This window comes from Patulibacter minatonensis DSM 18081, assembly GCF_000519325.1.
Classification (GTDB): domain Bacteria; phylum Actinomycetota; class Thermoleophilia; order Solirubrobacterales; family Solirubrobacteraceae; genus Patulibacter; species Patulibacter minatonensis.
The window spans coordinates 2,413,420-2,428,969 of sequence record NZ_KI912613.1; the positions used below are offsets into that span (position 1 = coordinate 2,413,420).

Annotated in this window: 14 protein-coding genes; 10 read left to right on the forward strand and 4 right to left on the reverse strand. The window is 73.7% G+C overall.

Annotated features, from left to right (window positions below):
- Positions 1-127 precede the first annotated feature (127 nt).
- Both PATMI_RS0111095 and PATMI_RS0111100 read right to left on the reverse strand, forming a co-directional pair.
- Entirely contained in the window at positions 128-1,729 is a 1,602-nt protein-coding gene (locus PATMI_RS0111095; RefSeq protein ID WP_026910942.1) for a PucR family transcriptional regulator, read from the reverse strand.
- Positions 1,730-1,969: 240 nt separating this feature from the next.
- Complete coding sequence (locus PATMI_RS0111100) at positions 1,970-3,388, reverse strand: S1 family peptidase (protein WP_026910943.1); 1,419 nt, start codon at positions 3,386-3,388, stop codon at positions 1,970-1,972.
- Between the two features lie 155 nt (positions 3,389-3,543).
- On the opposite strand from PATMI_RS0111100, the gene PATMI_RS0111105 reads away from it, so the two are divergent.
- The 8 genes from PATMI_RS0111105 (at position 3,544) to PATMI_RS29265 (ending at position 13,109) form a co-directional block, all read left to right on the forward strand.
- Entirely contained in the window at positions 3,544-4,977 is a 1,434-nt protein-coding gene (locus PATMI_RS0111105; RefSeq protein ID WP_026910944.1) for an NAD(P)/FAD-dependent oxidoreductase, read from the forward strand.
- Between the two features lie 90 nt (positions 4,978-5,067).
- Entirely contained in the window at positions 5,068-6,774 is a 1,707-nt protein-coding gene (locus tag PATMI_RS0111110) for an amidohydrolase (RefSeq protein ID WP_026910945.1), read from the forward strand.
- Positions 6,775-7,008: 234 nt separating this feature from the next.
- Positions 7,009-8,175, forward strand: a complete 1,167-nt coding sequence (locus PATMI_RS0111115) for an ABC transporter ATP-binding protein (RefSeq protein ID WP_084269867.1) — start codon at positions 7,009-7,011, stop codon at positions 8,173-8,175.
- Positions 8,168-9,397 carry a polyamine ABC transporter substrate-binding protein gene (locus PATMI_RS0111120; protein ID WP_026910947.1) on the forward strand — a complete coding sequence of 410 codons (1,230 nt, stop codon included), beginning with the start codon at positions 8,168-8,170 and terminating at the stop codon, positions 9,395-9,397. Before PATMI_RS0111115 ends, PATMI_RS0111120 begins: the two co-directional genes overlap by 8 nt.
- A gap of 2 nt (positions 9,398-9,399) precedes the next feature.
- The gene (locus PATMI_RS0111125; protein ID WP_245604150.1) at positions 9,400-10,263 is read left to right on the forward strand and encodes an ABC transporter permease; all 864 of its coding nucleotides are present in this window, start codon (positions 9,400-9,402) and stop codon (positions 10,261-10,263) included.
- Positions 10,264-10,346: 83 nt separating this feature from the next.
- Positions 10,347-11,231, forward strand: coding sequence for an ABC transporter permease (locus tag PATMI_RS0111130; RefSeq protein ID WP_026910948.1), 885 nt, complete (start codon positions 10,347-10,349; stop codon positions 11,229-11,231).
- Positions 11,232-11,391: 160 nt separating this feature from the next.
- A complete protein-coding gene (locus PATMI_RS29260; RefSeq protein ID WP_051471380.1) occupies positions 11,392-12,255 on the forward strand; it encodes a Type 1 glutamine amidotransferase-like domain-containing protein in 864 nt (287 codons plus the stop codon).
- Positions 12,252-13,109, forward strand: a complete 858-nt coding sequence (locus PATMI_RS29265) for a Type 1 glutamine amidotransferase-like domain-containing protein (protein ID WP_051471382.1) — start codon at positions 12,252-12,254, stop codon at positions 13,107-13,109. Before PATMI_RS29260 ends, PATMI_RS29265 begins: the two co-directional genes overlap by 4 nt.
- 14 nt (positions 13,110-13,123) lie before the next feature.
- Here the strand turns inward: PATMI_RS29265 and PATMI_RS36660 are convergent, their stop codons facing one another.
- Positions 13,124-13,957, reverse strand: a complete 834-nt coding sequence (locus PATMI_RS36660) for a hypothetical protein (RefSeq protein WP_026910949.1) — start codon at positions 13,955-13,957, stop codon at positions 13,124-13,126.
- A gap of 140 nt (positions 13,958-14,097) precedes the next feature.
- On the opposite strand from PATMI_RS36660, the gene PATMI_RS37395 reads away from it, so the two are divergent.
- Together PATMI_RS37395 and PATMI_RS37400 are read left to right on the forward strand one after the other, a co-directional pair.
- Positions 14,098-14,565 (forward strand): hypothetical protein, encoded by a 468-nt coding sequence (locus PATMI_RS37395; RefSeq protein ID WP_051471383.1) that lies wholly within the window; start codon positions 14,098-14,100, stop codon positions 14,563-14,565.
- A complete protein-coding gene (locus PATMI_RS37400; RefSeq protein ID WP_026910950.1) occupies positions 14,562-15,005 on the forward strand; it encodes a c-type cytochrome in 444 nt (147 codons plus the stop codon). Before PATMI_RS37395 ends, PATMI_RS37400 begins: the two co-directional genes overlap by 4 nt.
- An 8-nt stretch (positions 15,006-15,013) precedes the next feature.
- On the opposite strand, the gene PATMI_RS0111160 is transcribed toward PATMI_RS37400, so the two are convergent.
- Positions 15,014-15,439 (reverse strand): secondary thiamine-phosphate synthase enzyme YjbQ, encoded by a 426-nt coding sequence (locus tag PATMI_RS0111160; RefSeq protein ID WP_026910951.1) that lies wholly within the window; start codon positions 15,437-15,439, stop codon positions 15,014-15,016.
- Between the last annotated feature and the right edge of the window lie 111 nt (positions 15,440-15,550).

Here is a 15,550-nt window from a genome sequence, read left to right on the forward strand (position 1 = left end):
CCATCCTGCCACGGGCGGCGCCCGGGGCGGGGGCGATTTCGTGCGACCCAGCGACCGGGGTGCGGACGGGCGGGGACCGCGTCCGTGCGCGGTCGCCGGGACGCGCCCGGCGGGTGGCGTGCCGCCGCTATCGCCCCGTCGCGTCGGTCCGGTCCACGTGCGGCAGCGCGCGCAGCGCCAGGTGCAGCGTCAGCGTCTGCTCGGGATCGGCGAGGTCGACGTCGAGGAGCTCCTCGATCCGCGCCAGGCGGTTGTAGAGCGCCTGGCGGTTGAGGTGCAGCGCGCGGGCGGCCTCGGCCTTGCGCCACCCGCCCGCGCAGAGGGCCTCGAGGGTCGGCAGCAGCTGATGCTTGCGACGCCGGTCGTGCTCGAGCACCGGGCCGAGCCGGCGTTCGACGAACGCCCGCAGCTCGCGGTCGTCCCGCCAGTGCCAGAGCAGCCGCTGCAGCTCGAGCGCCCGGACGTCGTGCCACGGAGCGGGCGGCAGGGCGACGGAGCTCGCGGCGGTCTCGGCCGCCAGGCGCAGTGCCGGGCCCGCGTCGCGCCACGGCGTGGCGTCGCCGACGGCCACGCGGGTCTCCCCGGCCCCCAGGCGGCGATCGACCGCGGTGCGCAGCGCGCGGGCCGCGACGTCGGCGACGCCGGCCCGGCCGGCGGGGTCGCGCAGGCCGATCAGCGCGAGCAGCTCGCCGGGGCGTTCCCGCTGGCCCGCGAGGACCGCCAGACCGTGGGATTCCAGCTCGGCCGTCAGGTCGCGCAGGACGAGGCTCCACGACGCGCCGCCGGACGGTGCGGCGGTCTCGGCGGCGAGCGGCAGCAGCTGACCGCTGGAGGTCTTGAAGCCGATCGACCCGGCCTGTCGCTCGGCGTGCGCGGCGGTCGTCCGCCCCTCGGCGAGGTCGACGAGGAAGTTGCCGCGCTCGCGGGCGATCAGCTCCTCCTCCTGCCGGGCGCGGAGGAGGGCGAGCGCGACGATGCCCGCCGCGCGCTGGAGCGCCACCCCGGCGATCTCGTCGAGCGGACCGGTGACGGGGAGCACGAGCAACCGGCCGGCGGCGCCGTGGCCGCTGAGCGGGACCGGCTCGGCCAGGCCGGCGCGCCACGGGGCACGACCCGACGGGCGGCTCGAGGCCTTCCACGCGTCGAGCGCGTCGATCCCCTCGACCGTCGCGCCGGCGTGGAACAGGAGCCGTCCGTCGCCGTCCTCGAGGAAGACCGGGTTGCCGATGATCTCCGCCGTCGCCCGGAGGACCTCGGGGATGCCCTGCCCTTCGAGCAGGAGCTGCGTCAGGCGCTGCTGGACGTCGTCGCCGCGCCGCAGGAGCGCGTACTGCGCGTTGACGATCTCGGTGTGGATCGCCTCGGTCACCGTGATGAACGGGACCTCGCGGGTCAGGGCGACGAGCACGAGGTCGTGCTGACGGGCGGCCTGGACGAGCGGCCCGGGGAGCTCCTGGAACGTCGGCCCGAGCTCGATGACGAGCGCGGCGAGCCCGAGCTCGGCGAGGCCCGCGACGAACCGCCGCTGGTCGACCGCCTTGCGCCCGATGCCCATGCCGGTCGTGAGCAGCAGTTCGCCACCCCGCAGCTGCGAGGCCATGTACGAGACCTCGCCGGCGTGGACCCAGCGCACCCGGCGGTCGAGGTGGTCGGCCCCCGCGACGACGTCCGGCAGCCCGCGGCGGAGCACCGGGAGCGCCAGCGCGTCGGCGACGGTGATCCGCGGCATCGGCGCGGCGAGCGGCGTGAACGCCTCCGAGGGGACGGTGCCCTGGGCCGCGGGGGGCCGGGAGGAGACGGGGGGATCCACGAGCGGCACCACCCGATCATGGCCCTTCCGTGGGCGTCCGGCAACGTCGGATCGTCCAACCGTTGATCCCGGAGGCTGGACAGCCTGTCGGGTCGGGCCAGGTCCGATGGTGGAGACCGGGGCCCACCGCACGGCTCGCGGCGGCGGCCCTCCCGGCGCTCAGCCGCTGGTGCTCTTCGCCGGCTTCGCGACCTCGAGCGTCTGCTCGCGGACGACCTTCCCGTCGAGCAGGATCGTCGCGCGGAACCGCTTACCGATCGCGAACCGCTTCAGGCCCTGGCCCTTCAGGAGGAACGGCACCTTCGTGCTGATCGGCCGCTTCACCGCGTACTTCATGCCGCCGCCGGAGTAGTCGGCGACGCCGCCGACGCCGAGCGCGGTGATCCTGACGGAGACGGCGTGCGTCCCGGGCGGCGGGTTGACCGCGACCTCGAGGGTGAGCTCGTCGCTCGTGCGGCGCTCGGCCGAGGTGACGGTCGCGACCTGCGCCGGTGTCGGGGGCTTCGGGGTCGTCGAGACGCCGGGGACCATCCCGCCGTCGAAGGCGACGGGGCCCTTCACGACGAGGTCGTTCGCGAGGACGGTCGTGTAGCCCTTCGCGATCAGCTCGACGTCGAACGGCCCGCCGCTGTCCAGCGGGAGGGTGAACCGGCCGCCGGGGGCGGGGGTCGAGCTCGCGAGCGTGCCGTCCTGGTAGCGCGCCTTCACGACCGCGCCGGGGATCGCGGCGGCGATCCGCGCGTCGTCCGGTCGTGCGCCGGCGGCGACGGCCGCCGCGACCTTCGTGCTGTCGAACACGCGACCCGTCAGGCGCTCGCTGAGCGCCTCCGCGACGAACTCCTGGTGGGCGGAGACGTCGTTGAAGCGCGTGCGGCCCTTGCAGCCCGCGGACCCGCCGGACGTGATCCCGATGAGCTTGTTCGTGGACGGCTGGAGCACCGGGCCACCGGAGTCGCCGCGGCAGGTCGCGGCGTTCAGCTTCAGCGCTCCGTACTCCGAGCAGAAGACGTCGGCATCGGTGCCCTTCGGGCAGGTGGTGATGCCGATCTTCGCCTCGTGCAGCACGCCGTTGCCGGCGGTCGGGTCCGGGGTCCCGTCGGCGTTCTCGGACGTGCGGCCGAAGCCGCGGATCCGCTGCGTCGTCCCGGCCTTCGGGCGCGCGAACGCGACCCCGACGGTGGGCTGCGTCGAGCCACGGCCGAGCTCGAGGTACGCGATGTCGCTCGGCTTCGTGGTCTTCGATCCCTTCTCGAAGTCGCGGCTGTCCTGCATGCGGGTCGCGATGAAGTCGCCCGCCGCGGGCGGCGGGCTGACCGAGCGGTCGAGCACCCCAGCGAGCACCCGCACCCGCTTCGGGTCCCCGTCGATGCAGTGCGCCGCGGTGAGGACGACGTTCGCCCGGACGAGCGTCCCGGTGCAGAACGAGACCTTCGTGCCCGTCTCGATCTGGAGGGCGACGGTGGAGCCCGCGGCCGTCGCAGCGGTGCCGTCGACGATCGCGCCAGCGGTGGCCGCCGTTCCCAGCGGGGCGAGGACGGCGAGGGGGAGGGCGAGGGCCCACGGGCCTGGTCGGCGCATGCCGGGACCCTAGACGCAAGGGTGTGCGGCGTCGACGCCGCGGGACCAGGTCGGGACGGGCCCGCCCGGACACGCCGTCGCGCGCTCCCACGCCCCTGCGACGCCCTGTCGCAGGCTGCGCCGGCCCGCGGCGGCCGCCGACTACGGTGGACCGCGTGATCCCGTGGCCGAGCACCCCGCCGACCGACGCCGACCGCGCGGCCTACGCGGACGCGACGGTCCGCCCGTTCTGGCTGGACGAGGAGGTCGGCGGGGTGGAGCGGCCGGTCGCCGCGCCGGCGCTCGTCGGGGACGCGACCGCCGACCTCTGCATCGTCGGCGGCGGCTTCACGGGGCTGTGGGCGGCGCTGCACGCCAAGCGCGACGACCCGGCGCGCGACGTCGTCCTGCTGGAGGGCGAGACCTGCGGCTTCGGGGGCAGCGGCCGCAACGGCGGGTTCTGCGTCGCGTCCCTGACCCACGGGCTCCACAACGGTGCGGCGCGGTTCGCGGACGAGCTCGCGACGCTCGAGCGCCTCGGACTCCAGAACCACGCCGACCTCTGCGCGGACCTCGACACGTACGGCATCGAGTGCGAGCTCGAGCACACCGGCGAGCTCGACGTCGTCCTCGACCCGACCCGCGCGGACTGGCCGGCGGAGGATGCGGCGCTCCTGCGCGAGCACGGCCACGACGTCGAGGTGCTCGACCGCGACGCCGCCCGGGAACACCTGCGCTCGGAGGTCGTCCACGGCGCGCTCTGGGACCGCACCGGTGCGTCGCTCGTCCATCCCGGGAAGCTCGCGCTGGGCCTGCGGCGCGCCGTCCTCGACGCCGGCGTCCGGCTCCACGAGCACACGACCGTGGCCGACCTGGTCGAGCGCCCCGACGGCATCGACGTCGTCTGCCCGCAGGGCCGCGTCCGCGCCGCGAAGGTCGTCCTCGGCACCAACGCGTTCCGGCCCCTGGTGCGCGAGATCCGACGCTACGTCGTCCCGGTCTACGACTACGTCCTGATGACGGAGCCGCTGACGCCGGAGCAGCGCGCGTCGGTCGGCTGGGCCGGCCGCCAGGGGATGGGCGACGACCAGAACCGCTTCCACTACTTCCGGTTGACACATGACGAGCGGATCCTGTGGGGCGGCTACGACGCGGTCTACCGCTTCGGCGGCCCGGTCGGCCCGGAGTGGGACGACCACGACCGCACGTTCGCGCGGCTCTCGCAGCAGTTCTTCGTCGCGTTCCCGCAGCTCCGCGGCGTGCGGTTCTCGCACCGCTGGGGCGGCGCGATCGACACGTGCTCGCGCTTCTCGGTCTTCTTCGGGACGACCCACGGCGGCCGTCTCGCCTACGCCGCCGGCTACACGGGGCTCGGCGTCGCGGCCACCCGCTTCGGCGCCCGCGTCGCGCTCGACCTCGTCGACGGCCGCGAGACCGAGGCCACCCGCCTGCGCTACGTCCGCGAGAAGCCGACGCCGTTCCCGCCCGAGCCGCTGCGCTCGATCGGCATCGCCATCACCCAGAACCGGATGGCCGCCGAGGACCGCACGGGGAGGCGCGGCGTCTGGCTGCGGACGCTCGACCGCCTGGGGCTCGGCTTCGACAGCTGACCCGGCCCGAGCGACACCCGTCTCCGTCGCAGGCGCCACGTCCGCCGGGACGCACGATCCGCCTCCGACGACCTCCGACACCACGACCGCATGCCCGACCTCGACCTCGTCCTCCTGAACGCACGCGTCCGCACCCTCGACCCGGAGCGGCCGTCCGCGACGGCGATCGGGATCGCCGGTGGCCGGATCGCCGTCGTCGGCGACGCCGCGGACGTCCGCCCGCACGCCGGCCCGGGAACCGAGACGATCGACCTCGCCGGTGCCGCGGTCGTCCCCGGTCTGATCGACGCGCACACGCACCCGTTCAAGGGCGCGATCGACGCGCGCGGCGCGGACCTCACCGGCGCCCGCGACCTCGACGAGGTCCGCCGCCGACTCGCCGCGGAGCGCGCACGGACCGCCGACGGCGACTGGGTCCTCGGCTTCGGGCTCGGCTACGACGTCTTCGCCGCGACCGGCGCGCACGGACACCTGATCGAGGACGCCGTGGGCGGGGCCCCGGCCTTCCTGCTCCTCATGGACCTCCACACCGCGCTCGTCTCGCCCCGCGCGCTTAAGCTCGCCGGCGTCACCGGGCCGCGGGCGTTCGACGAGCAATCGGAGGTCGTCTGCGCGGACGGGGTCCCGACCGGCGAGCTGCGCGAGTGGGCGGCGATGGACCTCGTCCGCGACCAGATCCCGGAGCTCACCGGCGAGCAGCGCCATGCGCTCTACGTCGCCCAGCTCCGGCGGTTCGCGGCGCTCGGGATCACCGGCACCCACGCGATGGACGGCTCGCTCGCCACCCACGACACGCTCCGGCGGCTCGAGGCGGACGGCGACCTCCCGATCCGCGTCGTCGCGCCGTTCTGGATCACGCCCGACACCCCGCGCGACGAGTGGTCCGTCCTCGCGGAGCACCGGGACGCCCACGGCCGGCGCTGGCGCGGCGGCGTGGCGAAGTTCTTCGTCGACGGCGTCATCGACTCCGGCACCGGCTGGCTCGTCGACCCCGACACCGAGGGCGACGGCACCCTGCCGTTCTGGCCCGACCCGGCGCGCTACCGCGAGGCGGTCGCCTTCTTCGCGTCCCGCGGCTTCCAGTGCGCGACGCACGCCTGCGGTGACCGCGCGGTCCGCGAGGCGCTCGACGCCTACCGGGCGACGGGCGAGGCCGGCGTGCCGCTCCACGAGGCCGGCGTGCCGCTCCACCCCGCGCTCACGGCCGGCGCGCCGTCCGGCGTCGCGTCGCGGTCCGGGGCCGGCGCCGACCCGGCCGCCCGGCGCATCCCCCACCGCGTCGAGCACATCGAGACGATCCAGCCGGAGGACCTGCCGCGGTTCGCCGCCGAAGGCGTCACCGCGTCGATGCAGACGCAGCACATGATGGACCTCGCCCCCGACCGGTCCGACAACTGGTCCCGCCGGCTCGGGCCGGACCGCTGCGACCGCGCGTTCCGCACCCGCGAGCTCTGGGGGACCGGCGCGCTCGTCGCGCTCGGCTCCGACTGGCCGGTCGTCGGGCTCGATCCGCGCGAGGGCATGGCGAGCGCGCGCCTGCGCCGCAACCCCTCGGACCCCGCGCAGGCGCCGTACGACGACCAGGCGCTCGACGGCCTGCAGGCGCTCGTCGGCTACACGCGGAACGCGGCGGCCGCGGTGGGCGAGGACGACCGCCGCGGCACGATCCGCGCCGGCTTCGACGCCGACCTGACGGTCTTCGCGGTCGACCCGGTGACGACGGCGGCGGAGGACCTGCTCGCACTGCCGGTCCTCCTGACGGTGGTCGACGGCGAGATCGTGCACCGCGCGGTCTGAGCCCCCGACGGACCGCCGGGACATCTACGCCGCCCACGCGACGATCTGTCGCCCCGCCCCCGGAAGGCTCCGACGCCCTGCACGTCGCACCGATGGAGCGTCCCGCGAGAGCCTGCCGACAACGTCCAGACGGGCGGCCCGAGGTTCATCCGCGTGGCCAGCGATGGCACACCGACCCTCGGACATGCTCTTCCGGACCCGCTCCATCGACCGGCCCCGCGCCGAGGAGGTCCCATGACGACGGTCCCCGAGAGCACCGAGACGCCGGCGGCGGTGCGCCCCGAGGTGGAGGAGCGCGACATCTGCCTCGAGCACGTCCACAAGCGCTACGGCGACCAGGTCGTGATCGGGGACCTCTCGCTCGTGATCGAGCAGGGCCGGTTCTACGCGCTGCTCGGACCGTCCGGCTGCGGCAAGACGACGACCCTCCGGATGATCGGCGGCTTCGAGCTCCCGACGAGCGGCACCGTCTCGCTCGCGGGCCACGACGTGACGCAGCTGCCGCCGCACAAGCGGGAGGTCAACACCGTCTTCCAGTCCTACGCGCTGTTCCCGCACCTCACGGTCGAGAAGAACGTCGCCTTCGGCCTCGAGCGCAAGAAGGTCGACAAGCACGAGACGAAGCGCCGCGTCGCCGAGATGCTCGAGACCGTCCAGCTCTCGCACCTCGCCAAGCGCAAGCCGGGGCAGCTCTCCGGCGGCCAGGCCCAGCGCGTCGCGCTCGCCCGCGCGCTCGTCAACAAGCCCCGCGCGCTGCTGCTCGACGAGCCGCTCGGCGCGCTGGACCTCCGCCTGCGCCGCCAGCTGCAGGACCAGCTCAAGCAGATCCAGCAGGACATCGGCATCACGTTCGTGCACGTCACGCACGACCAGGAGGAGGCCATGTCGATGGCCGACACGATCGCCGTCATGAACGGCGGGGCGATCGAGCAGGCCGGGTCCGCGGAGGACCTCTACGAGCGCCCCGAGACGTCGTTCGTCGCGAACTTCCTCGGCACCTCGAACCTCATCGACGTCACCCCGGAGTCCACACCGGTCGACCAGGAGTTCAGCCGCGGCACGACCGTCGACCGCGAGCCCGTCCGCTACCTGACCCACCGGGCGGACGGCTACTCCGGCCCGATCCGCGTCGGCGTCCGGCCCGAGAAGGTGCGGCTGTACGCCACCGACCAGTCGCCCCCCGACGGCGACAACGTCCTGCACGGCAAGGTCGTCCAGTCGACGTTCCTGGGCGTCACGCTCCAGTACCTCGTGCGCACGCCCGGCGGCCTCGAGCTCAACGTGATCGAGCCGAACCTCGTCGGCAACTCCGCCGGCACGTTCGGCGCCGGTCAGGACGTCCGCGTCGCCTGGGACGCCCGCCAGACCTTCGTGGTGGAGGGCGAGGCCACCGGTGCGTGAGGACGACGCCCGCGCGCAGAGCGCCCTGGAGCAGGCCCTGGACCGGCAGGTCCTCACCGGGCGCACGTCGCGCCGGCGCTTCGTCGGCCGCAGCGCCGGAGCGGCGCTCATGGCCACCGGCCTGGCGTCCGTGCTGTCCGCCTGCGGGATCGACGGCACCGCCCAGGAGAACGTCGCCGAGCTGCAGAAGGAGGCCGCGAGCGTCCGCCACCCGAAGGTGCCGATCGGGAACTGGACGTTCTCCAACTGGCCGCTCTACATGGACAAGTCGGTCCTGAAGAGCTTCGACCGGAAGTACGGCGGCAAGGTCAAGTACGTCGAGGACATCAACGACAACAACGACTTCTTCGGCAAGGTCCGCCAGCAGCTCACGCAGGACCAGCCGATCGGCCGCGACATCGTCGTCCTCACCGACCCGATGGCCGCCCGCTGGGTCCGCTCCGGCTTCGTCACCCCGTACGACTTCCGCAACGTCCCGAACCGGAAGAACCTCGTCGAGAACCTGAAGACGATCTCGTACGACCCCAAGCGCCAGTTCACGCTGCCGTTCCAGACGGGCGCGATCGGCATCGGCTACGACATCCGCGCCACCGGCCGCGAGCTGAAGAGCATCAAGGAGTTCTTCAACCCGCAGTTCAAGGGCAAGTGCACGATGCTCGCGGAGCCCTACGACTCCGCGTCGACCGTCCTGATCATGCAGGGCAAGGACCCGGCGAAGGCGTCGATCGACGACATGCTCGGCGCCGTCGCGTTCATCGAGAAGGCCGCCGGCAAGGGCCAGTTCCGGCGCTTCACCGGCAACGACTACACCACCGACCTCACGAAGGGGAACGTCGAGCTCGTGCTCGCCTACTCCGGCGACATGGTCCAGCTGCAGGCCGACAACCCGAACCTGCGCTTCGCCTACCCCGAGGAGGGCGCGGTGACCTTCACCGACAACCTCATGCTGCCGGCCAACGTCGCGCACCCGTACGCCGCGGAGACGATGTTCAACTACCTCTACGAGCCGGACATGGCCGCGAAGCTCTGCGCCTACATCAACTACATCAGCCCGGTCGACGGCATCCGGCCGATCCTCGAGAAGACCGACCCGGACATCGCGAAGAACGAGCTGATCTTCCCGACGGACGAGATCCGGAAGCGCCTGCGGCTCTACCCGTCGCTCTCGACCCGCGAGGAGCAGCAGATGTACGAGGCCATGGCGAAGGTCACGGGGGCCTGATCGTGTCGCTCGCACGCCGCCGCAAGCTCCTGCCCTGGTGGTTCGCGCTGCCGGGCCTGCTCTGGCTGATCGTCTTCTTCGCGGTCCCGATCCTCAACCAGGTCAGCGTCTCGCTGATGAGCGGCGACCCCGAGGTCGGCTTCTCGATGACGTGGAGCTTCTCCACCTACTGGGACGCGATCAGGGACTACCACTCGCAGTTCACGCGCTCGATCGGCTACGCGGGCGCCGCGACGATCATCGACCTGATCATCGCCTTCCCGCTGGCGTACTTCATCGCCTACAAGGCCGGGCGCTTCAAGGGGCTCTGGCTGCTGCTCGTGATCCTGCCGTTCTTCGTCTCGCAGGTGATGCGCACCGCCTCCTGGCAGCTGATCCTCAACGACCAGGGCTGGCTCGTCGCCCGCATGCAGGACGTCGGCATCGTCTCCGGCGACGGCCGGTTCCTCGCGACCGGCAAGGCCGTGATCTTCGGCATCTCCTACAACTTCCTGCCGTTCATGGTCCTGCCGCTCTACGCGACGCTCGACCGCATCGACCGCCGCCTGATCGAGGCCGCGTCGGACCTCTACTGCAGCCGCTGGGTCGCGTTCCGCAAGGTCACGCTGCCCCTCGCGGTGCCGGGCATCTTCGCCGGCTCGCTGCTCGTCTTCATCCCCGCGTGCGGCGACTACATCAACTCGTCGATCCTCGGCTCGTCGAACACGACGATGATCGGCAACGTCATCCAGTCGAAGTTCCTGAACGTCCTCGACTACCCGACCGCGGCCGCCCTGTCGTTCATCCTGATGGGCGTGATCCTGCTCGGGATCGCCATATACGGCCGGGTGCTCGGCACGAAGAACCTGACCGAGCTGGCGGGGTGATGCGCGTGCCCTCTTCGTCCCGAGCACCCATGGATCCCGTGCCCACCCACCCCGAGAACCTGACGGAACTGGCGGGCTGATCCATGGCGACCGCCCTCCCCACCGAGCCGGCCGACGTCGTCGCGCCCGCACCCGCCGCCGGTCCGCGGAGGGACCGCGAGCAGGGGCGCACCCGGAAGTGGCTCCTCGGCGTCTGGTCGACGCTGGCGATCCTCTTCCTGGTCGCGCCGATCCTGTTCATGATCGTCTTCTCGTTCAACGACAACCAGGGACGGTTCAACTTCGAGTGGAAGGGCTTCACGCTCAAGCACTGGGCCCACCCGTTCGCCGACCCGGACCTCGCAAAGGCGCTCGAGAACTCGCTGCTGATCGCCGTCCTCGCCACGGCCGTCGCGACGATGATGGGCACGCTCCTCGCCGTCGCGCTCGTCCGGCACCGCTTCCGGGGCCGCGGCGCCGCCGACTTCTTCGTCTTCCTGCCGATGGCCTCGCCGGAGGTCGTGATGGGCGCCTCGCTGCTGGCGATGTTCCTCGTGCTCGGCATCGGCACGGGCTTCGGCACGATCCTCGTCGCCCACATCATGTTCTCGATCTCGTACGTCGTCGTGACCGTCAAGTCGCGGCTGGAGGGCATGGACCCCCACGTCGAGGAGGCGTCGCGCGACCTCGGCGCCGGCGAGGTCTCGACGTTCTTCCGGGTGACCCTGCCGATGATCGCCCCGGGCGTCGCCGCGGCGGCCGTCCTCGCGTTCGCGCTCTCGATCGACGACTACATCGTCACGAGCTTCAACGCCGGACAGACGCAGACGTTCCCGCTGTTCATCTTCGGCGCCACCCGCCAAGGCGTCCCGCCGCAGGTCAACGTCCTCTCGACGATGCTGCTGCTCCTCGTCCTCGGGCTGATGGTCGTCAACGTCCTGGTGCAGCGGGCGCTGGCGCGCCGGGACTTCAAGCGCCGCGAGGCGTGACGTTCGGCCGAGCGCCCTCGCGGCGCGTGGCCCGTCGGACAGGACGAACCCCCTGCGTCCGTCCAGGGTGGACACCACCGTCCACGCGGGCGAACGACGTGCGCCGTACCTCGTACATCGGGAGCCCTTCGCCGGGACGGCCCGGCGCGATGCTCGGTGCGTGACCGACCGACCCTCGCGCATCGTGGCCCTCGGAGGAGGCGGGTTCTCCATGGAGCCCAAGAACCCCCTCATGGACGACTACGTGCTCGAGTTGTCGGGTGCGGAGCGGCCGCGCATCTGCTTCCTGCCGACCGCCTCGGGGGACGCCGACCACTACGTCGTCCGCTTCTACCGGCGCTTCGGCGGCGGGCGCAGCGAGCCGTCGCACGTCTCGCTGTTCCGCCGCGACACCAGCGCCGGCTCGGTCGAGGGGAACCTCGAGGACCACCTCCTCTCACAGGACGTGATCTACGTCGGGGGCGGCTCGCTGAAGAGCCTGCTCGGCGCCTGGCGCGCCCACGGCCTCGACCGCACGCTGCGGCGCGCGTGGAAGAAGGGCGTCGTCCTCTGCGGCCTGTCCGCCGGGTCGCTCTGCTGGTTCCAGGACTCGGTGACGGCCTTCCACGGCCCGAGCGAGCGCGTCAAGGGCCTGGGGCTCCTGCCGTACAGCAACTGCGTGCACTACGACGGCGAGCCGGAGCGCCGCGCGGCGTACCGCGAGATGGTCGGCGGCGGGCTGCGCCACGGGTACGGCGTGGAGGACGGCGCCGCCCTGAGCTTCGTCGGCACCGAGCTCCACGAGGTCGTGACGTCCCGGCCGAAGGCGACGGCCTACGAGGTCGGCGTCGACGCGGGTGGCGGCGTGCACGAGCGCCGGATGGCCGCGCGATACCTCGGCGCGACGGGGGTGGGGGCGCGGGAGAGCGTCGACGAACCCGCCCAACTGCGGGCGGCCCCGGACCCGTTCTCGGTCGCCGCCGAGGACGCCGCCGCCGACGAGCTGGCCCCGCGGGCCGCGCTCGACGGGCGCGTGGCCGCGTGACCGCCGCACCCGTCTTCTGCATGGGCGGCGGGGGCTTCACGATGGAGCCCGGCCGCCCGGACCTCGACGCCTACATCCTCTCCCTCGCGCCGGTGACGCGGCCGCGCATCCTCTTCCTCCCCACGGCGAGCGGCGATCCGCAGGACCAGATCCTGCGGTTCAGCCGGGTCTTCGGGTCGTGGCCCTGCCGGCCGCGGATCCTCTCGCTGTTCCACCTCGACGAGCTCGAGGAGCCGCTCGAGCACCTGATCCTGAGCCAGGACATCGTCTACGTCGGCGGCGGCTCGATGCGCAACCTGCTCGCGCTCTGGCGCGCGCACGGCGTGGGCGAGCTGCTGCTCGAGGCCAACCGGCGCGGCACCGTCCTGGCCGGCCTGTCCGCCGGTGCGATGTGCTGGATGCAGGGCGGCGTGTCGAAGTCGTCCGGCAAGCCGGAGCCGATCGACGGGCTCGGACTGATCCCCGGGTCGCTCAGCGTCCACGCGCGGCAGCAGCCCGAGCGCGGCGTCGTCTACCGCGAGGCCGTGGCGTCGGGGCGGCTGCCGGACGGCTGGACGGCCGACGACTACGCCGGGCTGCTGTTCGTCGACGGCGCGCTCGAGGAGGCCGTGGCGTGCCGGGCCGACGCGAACGTCGTGCAGGTGCAGCGGCGGCGCGACGGGCGGCTGGTGGAGACGCCCGTGCCGGTCCGCCGGCTGGAGCCCGTGACGACCGAGCACGTCGAGGACGCGCTCGCGCGGCACACGGGGGAGAGCCCCGCGCCGATGGACGTCCGGGACGAGCTGCGCCTCGTGCGCCGGATCCGCGGCCGCGCGCTCGCGGGCCGCTCGACCCGGGCGCGGCGCGCGGGCTGACCCGGCCCGGAGGGTCAGGCGCGCGCGGCGCGCACGAGCTCGACGGCCGCGCTGATGCGGCGCGCGAGGACCTCGGGCTCGAGGGCGACGACCGGCGCGGGCGCGGGGGCCTGCGGCGCGGTCTCCTCGACGACGGGCGCGTCGGCCTTCGCCGGCGACTCGGCGGTCGCGGCGTCGGCGGCCGGCGCGGCGTCCTTCTTGCCCTTGCCGCGCGACCGGGAGCGCGAGCGCCTCGGCTTGGGCTCCTCCGCGACGGACGGAGCCTCGCCGGGGGTCGCGGCCTCGACGGGCGTCTCCTCGACGACGGCGGTCTCCTCGGCGACGGGCGCCTCGGTCTTCGCCTTCGCTCCGCCGCGGGCCCGCGTGCGCTTCTTCGGCGCCTCGACGGTCTCGGCCTCGTCGGTGCCCGGGGTCGCGACGGGCAGCTCGGCGGGGGACGGCTTCGTCGCGCGCGGCCTGCGGGCGGCGGGCTTCTTCGCCGCGGGCTTCTTGGCGGCGGGCTTCCGCTTGGCGGGGGCCTTCTCGGCGGGCGCCTCGGTCGCGACCTCGGCGGCCTCGGCCGGCGCGGCGTCCTCGCCGCCGGTGCGGGCACGGCGACGCTTCGCCGGCGCCTGCTTCGCGGGGGCGCCGCCGTCGACCCAGCCGTCGGCGAGCTCGACCCGCGCCCGGGCGCCGGTGCCGCTGACGACGACGGGCACGTCCGTCCCGACGATCGACTCGCGCACGCTGATCGGCACGGTCACGCGCTTGGTGACCTCGCGGCCGTCGGCGAGCTGCAGGCGCACCTGGCCTGCGGTCGCGCGGAGGACCTTCGCGGTCGTCTCGGAGGAAGCAGCGTCGGGAGCCATGGGCCGTCGGATGCTACGCCCTGACGCCCGCGCGCGCGGGGCCGTGCCGACGGTGGGCGCGACGCCGCCGCCACGTGGCGCGCCGGCGTCTCCGACGGAGGTCCGTGGTGCGCGACGCCCCGGGGGTCTACGGTTGCCACGTGTCCCGGTTCACCGCCCTCCTGCTCGGTCCGCGCGACGTGCGCCCGCTGCCGCTCGCGGTGCTCGGCCTCGCGGCGATCGCGGTCGGCGTCGGCGCGTGGGAGCACGCGCACCTCTACCACGACGGCTACTCGTCGATCCGGTGGATCGGGCCGCTGTTCCTCGTCAACGCGATCACCTCGCTGATCGTGATCCTGGCCCTGATCGCGCGCCGCCCGGTCGTCTTCGCGCTCGGCTCGCTGGCGATCAGCGTCGGGTCGATCGTGGCGATCGTGCTGACCCGCAACGGCGACGGGCTGTTCGGCTTCCGCGAGTCCGGCTACGACGCGGCCGCCGGCCTGACCCTCGGGGCGGAGATCGCCGCGGTGCTGCTCACGGTCGCGGGCGTCCTGCTGGCCCGCGACCAGCTCGCCCTCGACCCGCCGCCCCCGCCACCCGTCGAGCCCGACGTGGAGGTCCTCGTATGAGCCCGACCTGGATCCGCTGGATGCTCGCGGCGATCGTCGTGGTGGTCCTCGGCGGCACGATCATCGGGATCGGTGAGGGCGGCGGCGACGGCGGCGGGGGCGGCGCGCGGGCGACGACGACCGCGCCCCCCGGGAGCGGGAAGGCGCTCGCGACGCTCGGGCCGGTCGCCGACCAGGGGCGGAAGGTCTTCGGCGACAACGGGTGCGGCGGCTGCCACCGGCTCGCGGACGCGAAGAGCGGCGGCACGATCGGCCCCGACCTGGACCAGGCGCTCTCGGCGTCGGACCTCGCCGAGATCCGCGAGGACATCGTCGACCCCGGTGCACAGGGCACCCCGGGGTTCCCGTCGGGCCGCATGCCCGACGGCTACGACCGCCTGTCGACGTCCGACCTCGACGCGCTCGTCCGGTACCTGCAGGCCGCGACGTCCGGGAAGTAGCGCGGCGCTCAGCGGCCCTCGCCCTGCAGCGTCAGCACGAGCTCGCGGGACCCGCCGCGGTCGCGGAACTCGCCGAGGGTGATGCCCTGCCAGGTGCCGAGGGCCAGCCGGCCGCCGGACACGGGGATCGTCAGGTCGGGGCCGATCAGGGACGTCTTCACGTGCGCGGGCATGTCGTCGTCGCCCTCGAGCGTGTGCGTCCACGCGTACTGCTCGGGGATCGTCCCGTCGAACCAGGTCCGCAGGTCGCGCCGGACGTCGGGGCTCGCGTTCTCGTTCAGCGTCAGGCCGGCCGAGGTGTGACGGCAGAAGACGTGGAGCAGCCCGACCTCGACCCCGGAGAGCTCGGGGAGCGCGCCCAGCACCTCGTCGGTCACGAGGTGGAACCCGCGCGGGCGGGGAGCGAGGCTGATCGTGCGCTGGACCCAGGCCATCGGCCGATCGTCGCACGCCGCCGGCGGCGGTTCCTCCCGGTCGTCCCGCGCCCGCCCGGACGGGAACGCCCCGCCCGTGGATCCGGCGGGCGGATCGGCGGTCCTCCCCGC

Excerpts from the sequence above, each read along its gene's own strand:
- PATMI_RS0111095 (WP_026910942.1), bottom strand. The coding sequence starts at position 1,729 with ATGCCGCGGATCACCGTCGCCGACGCGCTGGCGCTCCCGGTGCTCCGC.
- PATMI_RS0111100 (WP_026910943.1), bottom strand. The coding sequence starts at position 3,388 with ATGCGCCGACCAGGCCCGTGGGCCCTCGCCCTCCCCCTCGCCGTCCTC.
- PATMI_RS0111110 (WP_026910945.1), top strand. The coding sequence starts at position 5,068 with ATGCCCGACCTCGACCTCGTCCTCCTGAACGCACGCGTCCGCACCCTC.
- PATMI_RS0111115 (WP_084269867.1), top strand. The coding sequence starts at position 7,009 with ATGACGACGGTCCCCGAGAGCACCGAGACGCCGGCGGCGGTGCGCCCC.
- PATMI_RS37400 (WP_026910950.1), top strand. The coding sequence starts at position 14,562 with ATGAGCCCGACCTGGATCCGCTGGATGCTCGCGGCGATCGTCGTGGTG.
- PATMI_RS0111160 (WP_026910951.1), bottom strand. The coding sequence starts at position 15,439 with ATGGCCTGGGTCCAGCGCACGATCAGCCTCGCTCCCCGCCCGCGCGGG.
- PATMI_RS0111130 (WP_026910948.1), top strand. The coding sequence starts at position 10,347 with ATGGCGACCGCCCTCCCCACCGAGCCGGCCGACGTCGTCGCGCCCGCA.
- PATMI_RS36660 (WP_026910949.1), bottom strand. The coding sequence starts at position 13,957 with ATGGCTCCCGACGCTGCTTCCTCCGAGACGACCGCGAAGGTCCTCCGC.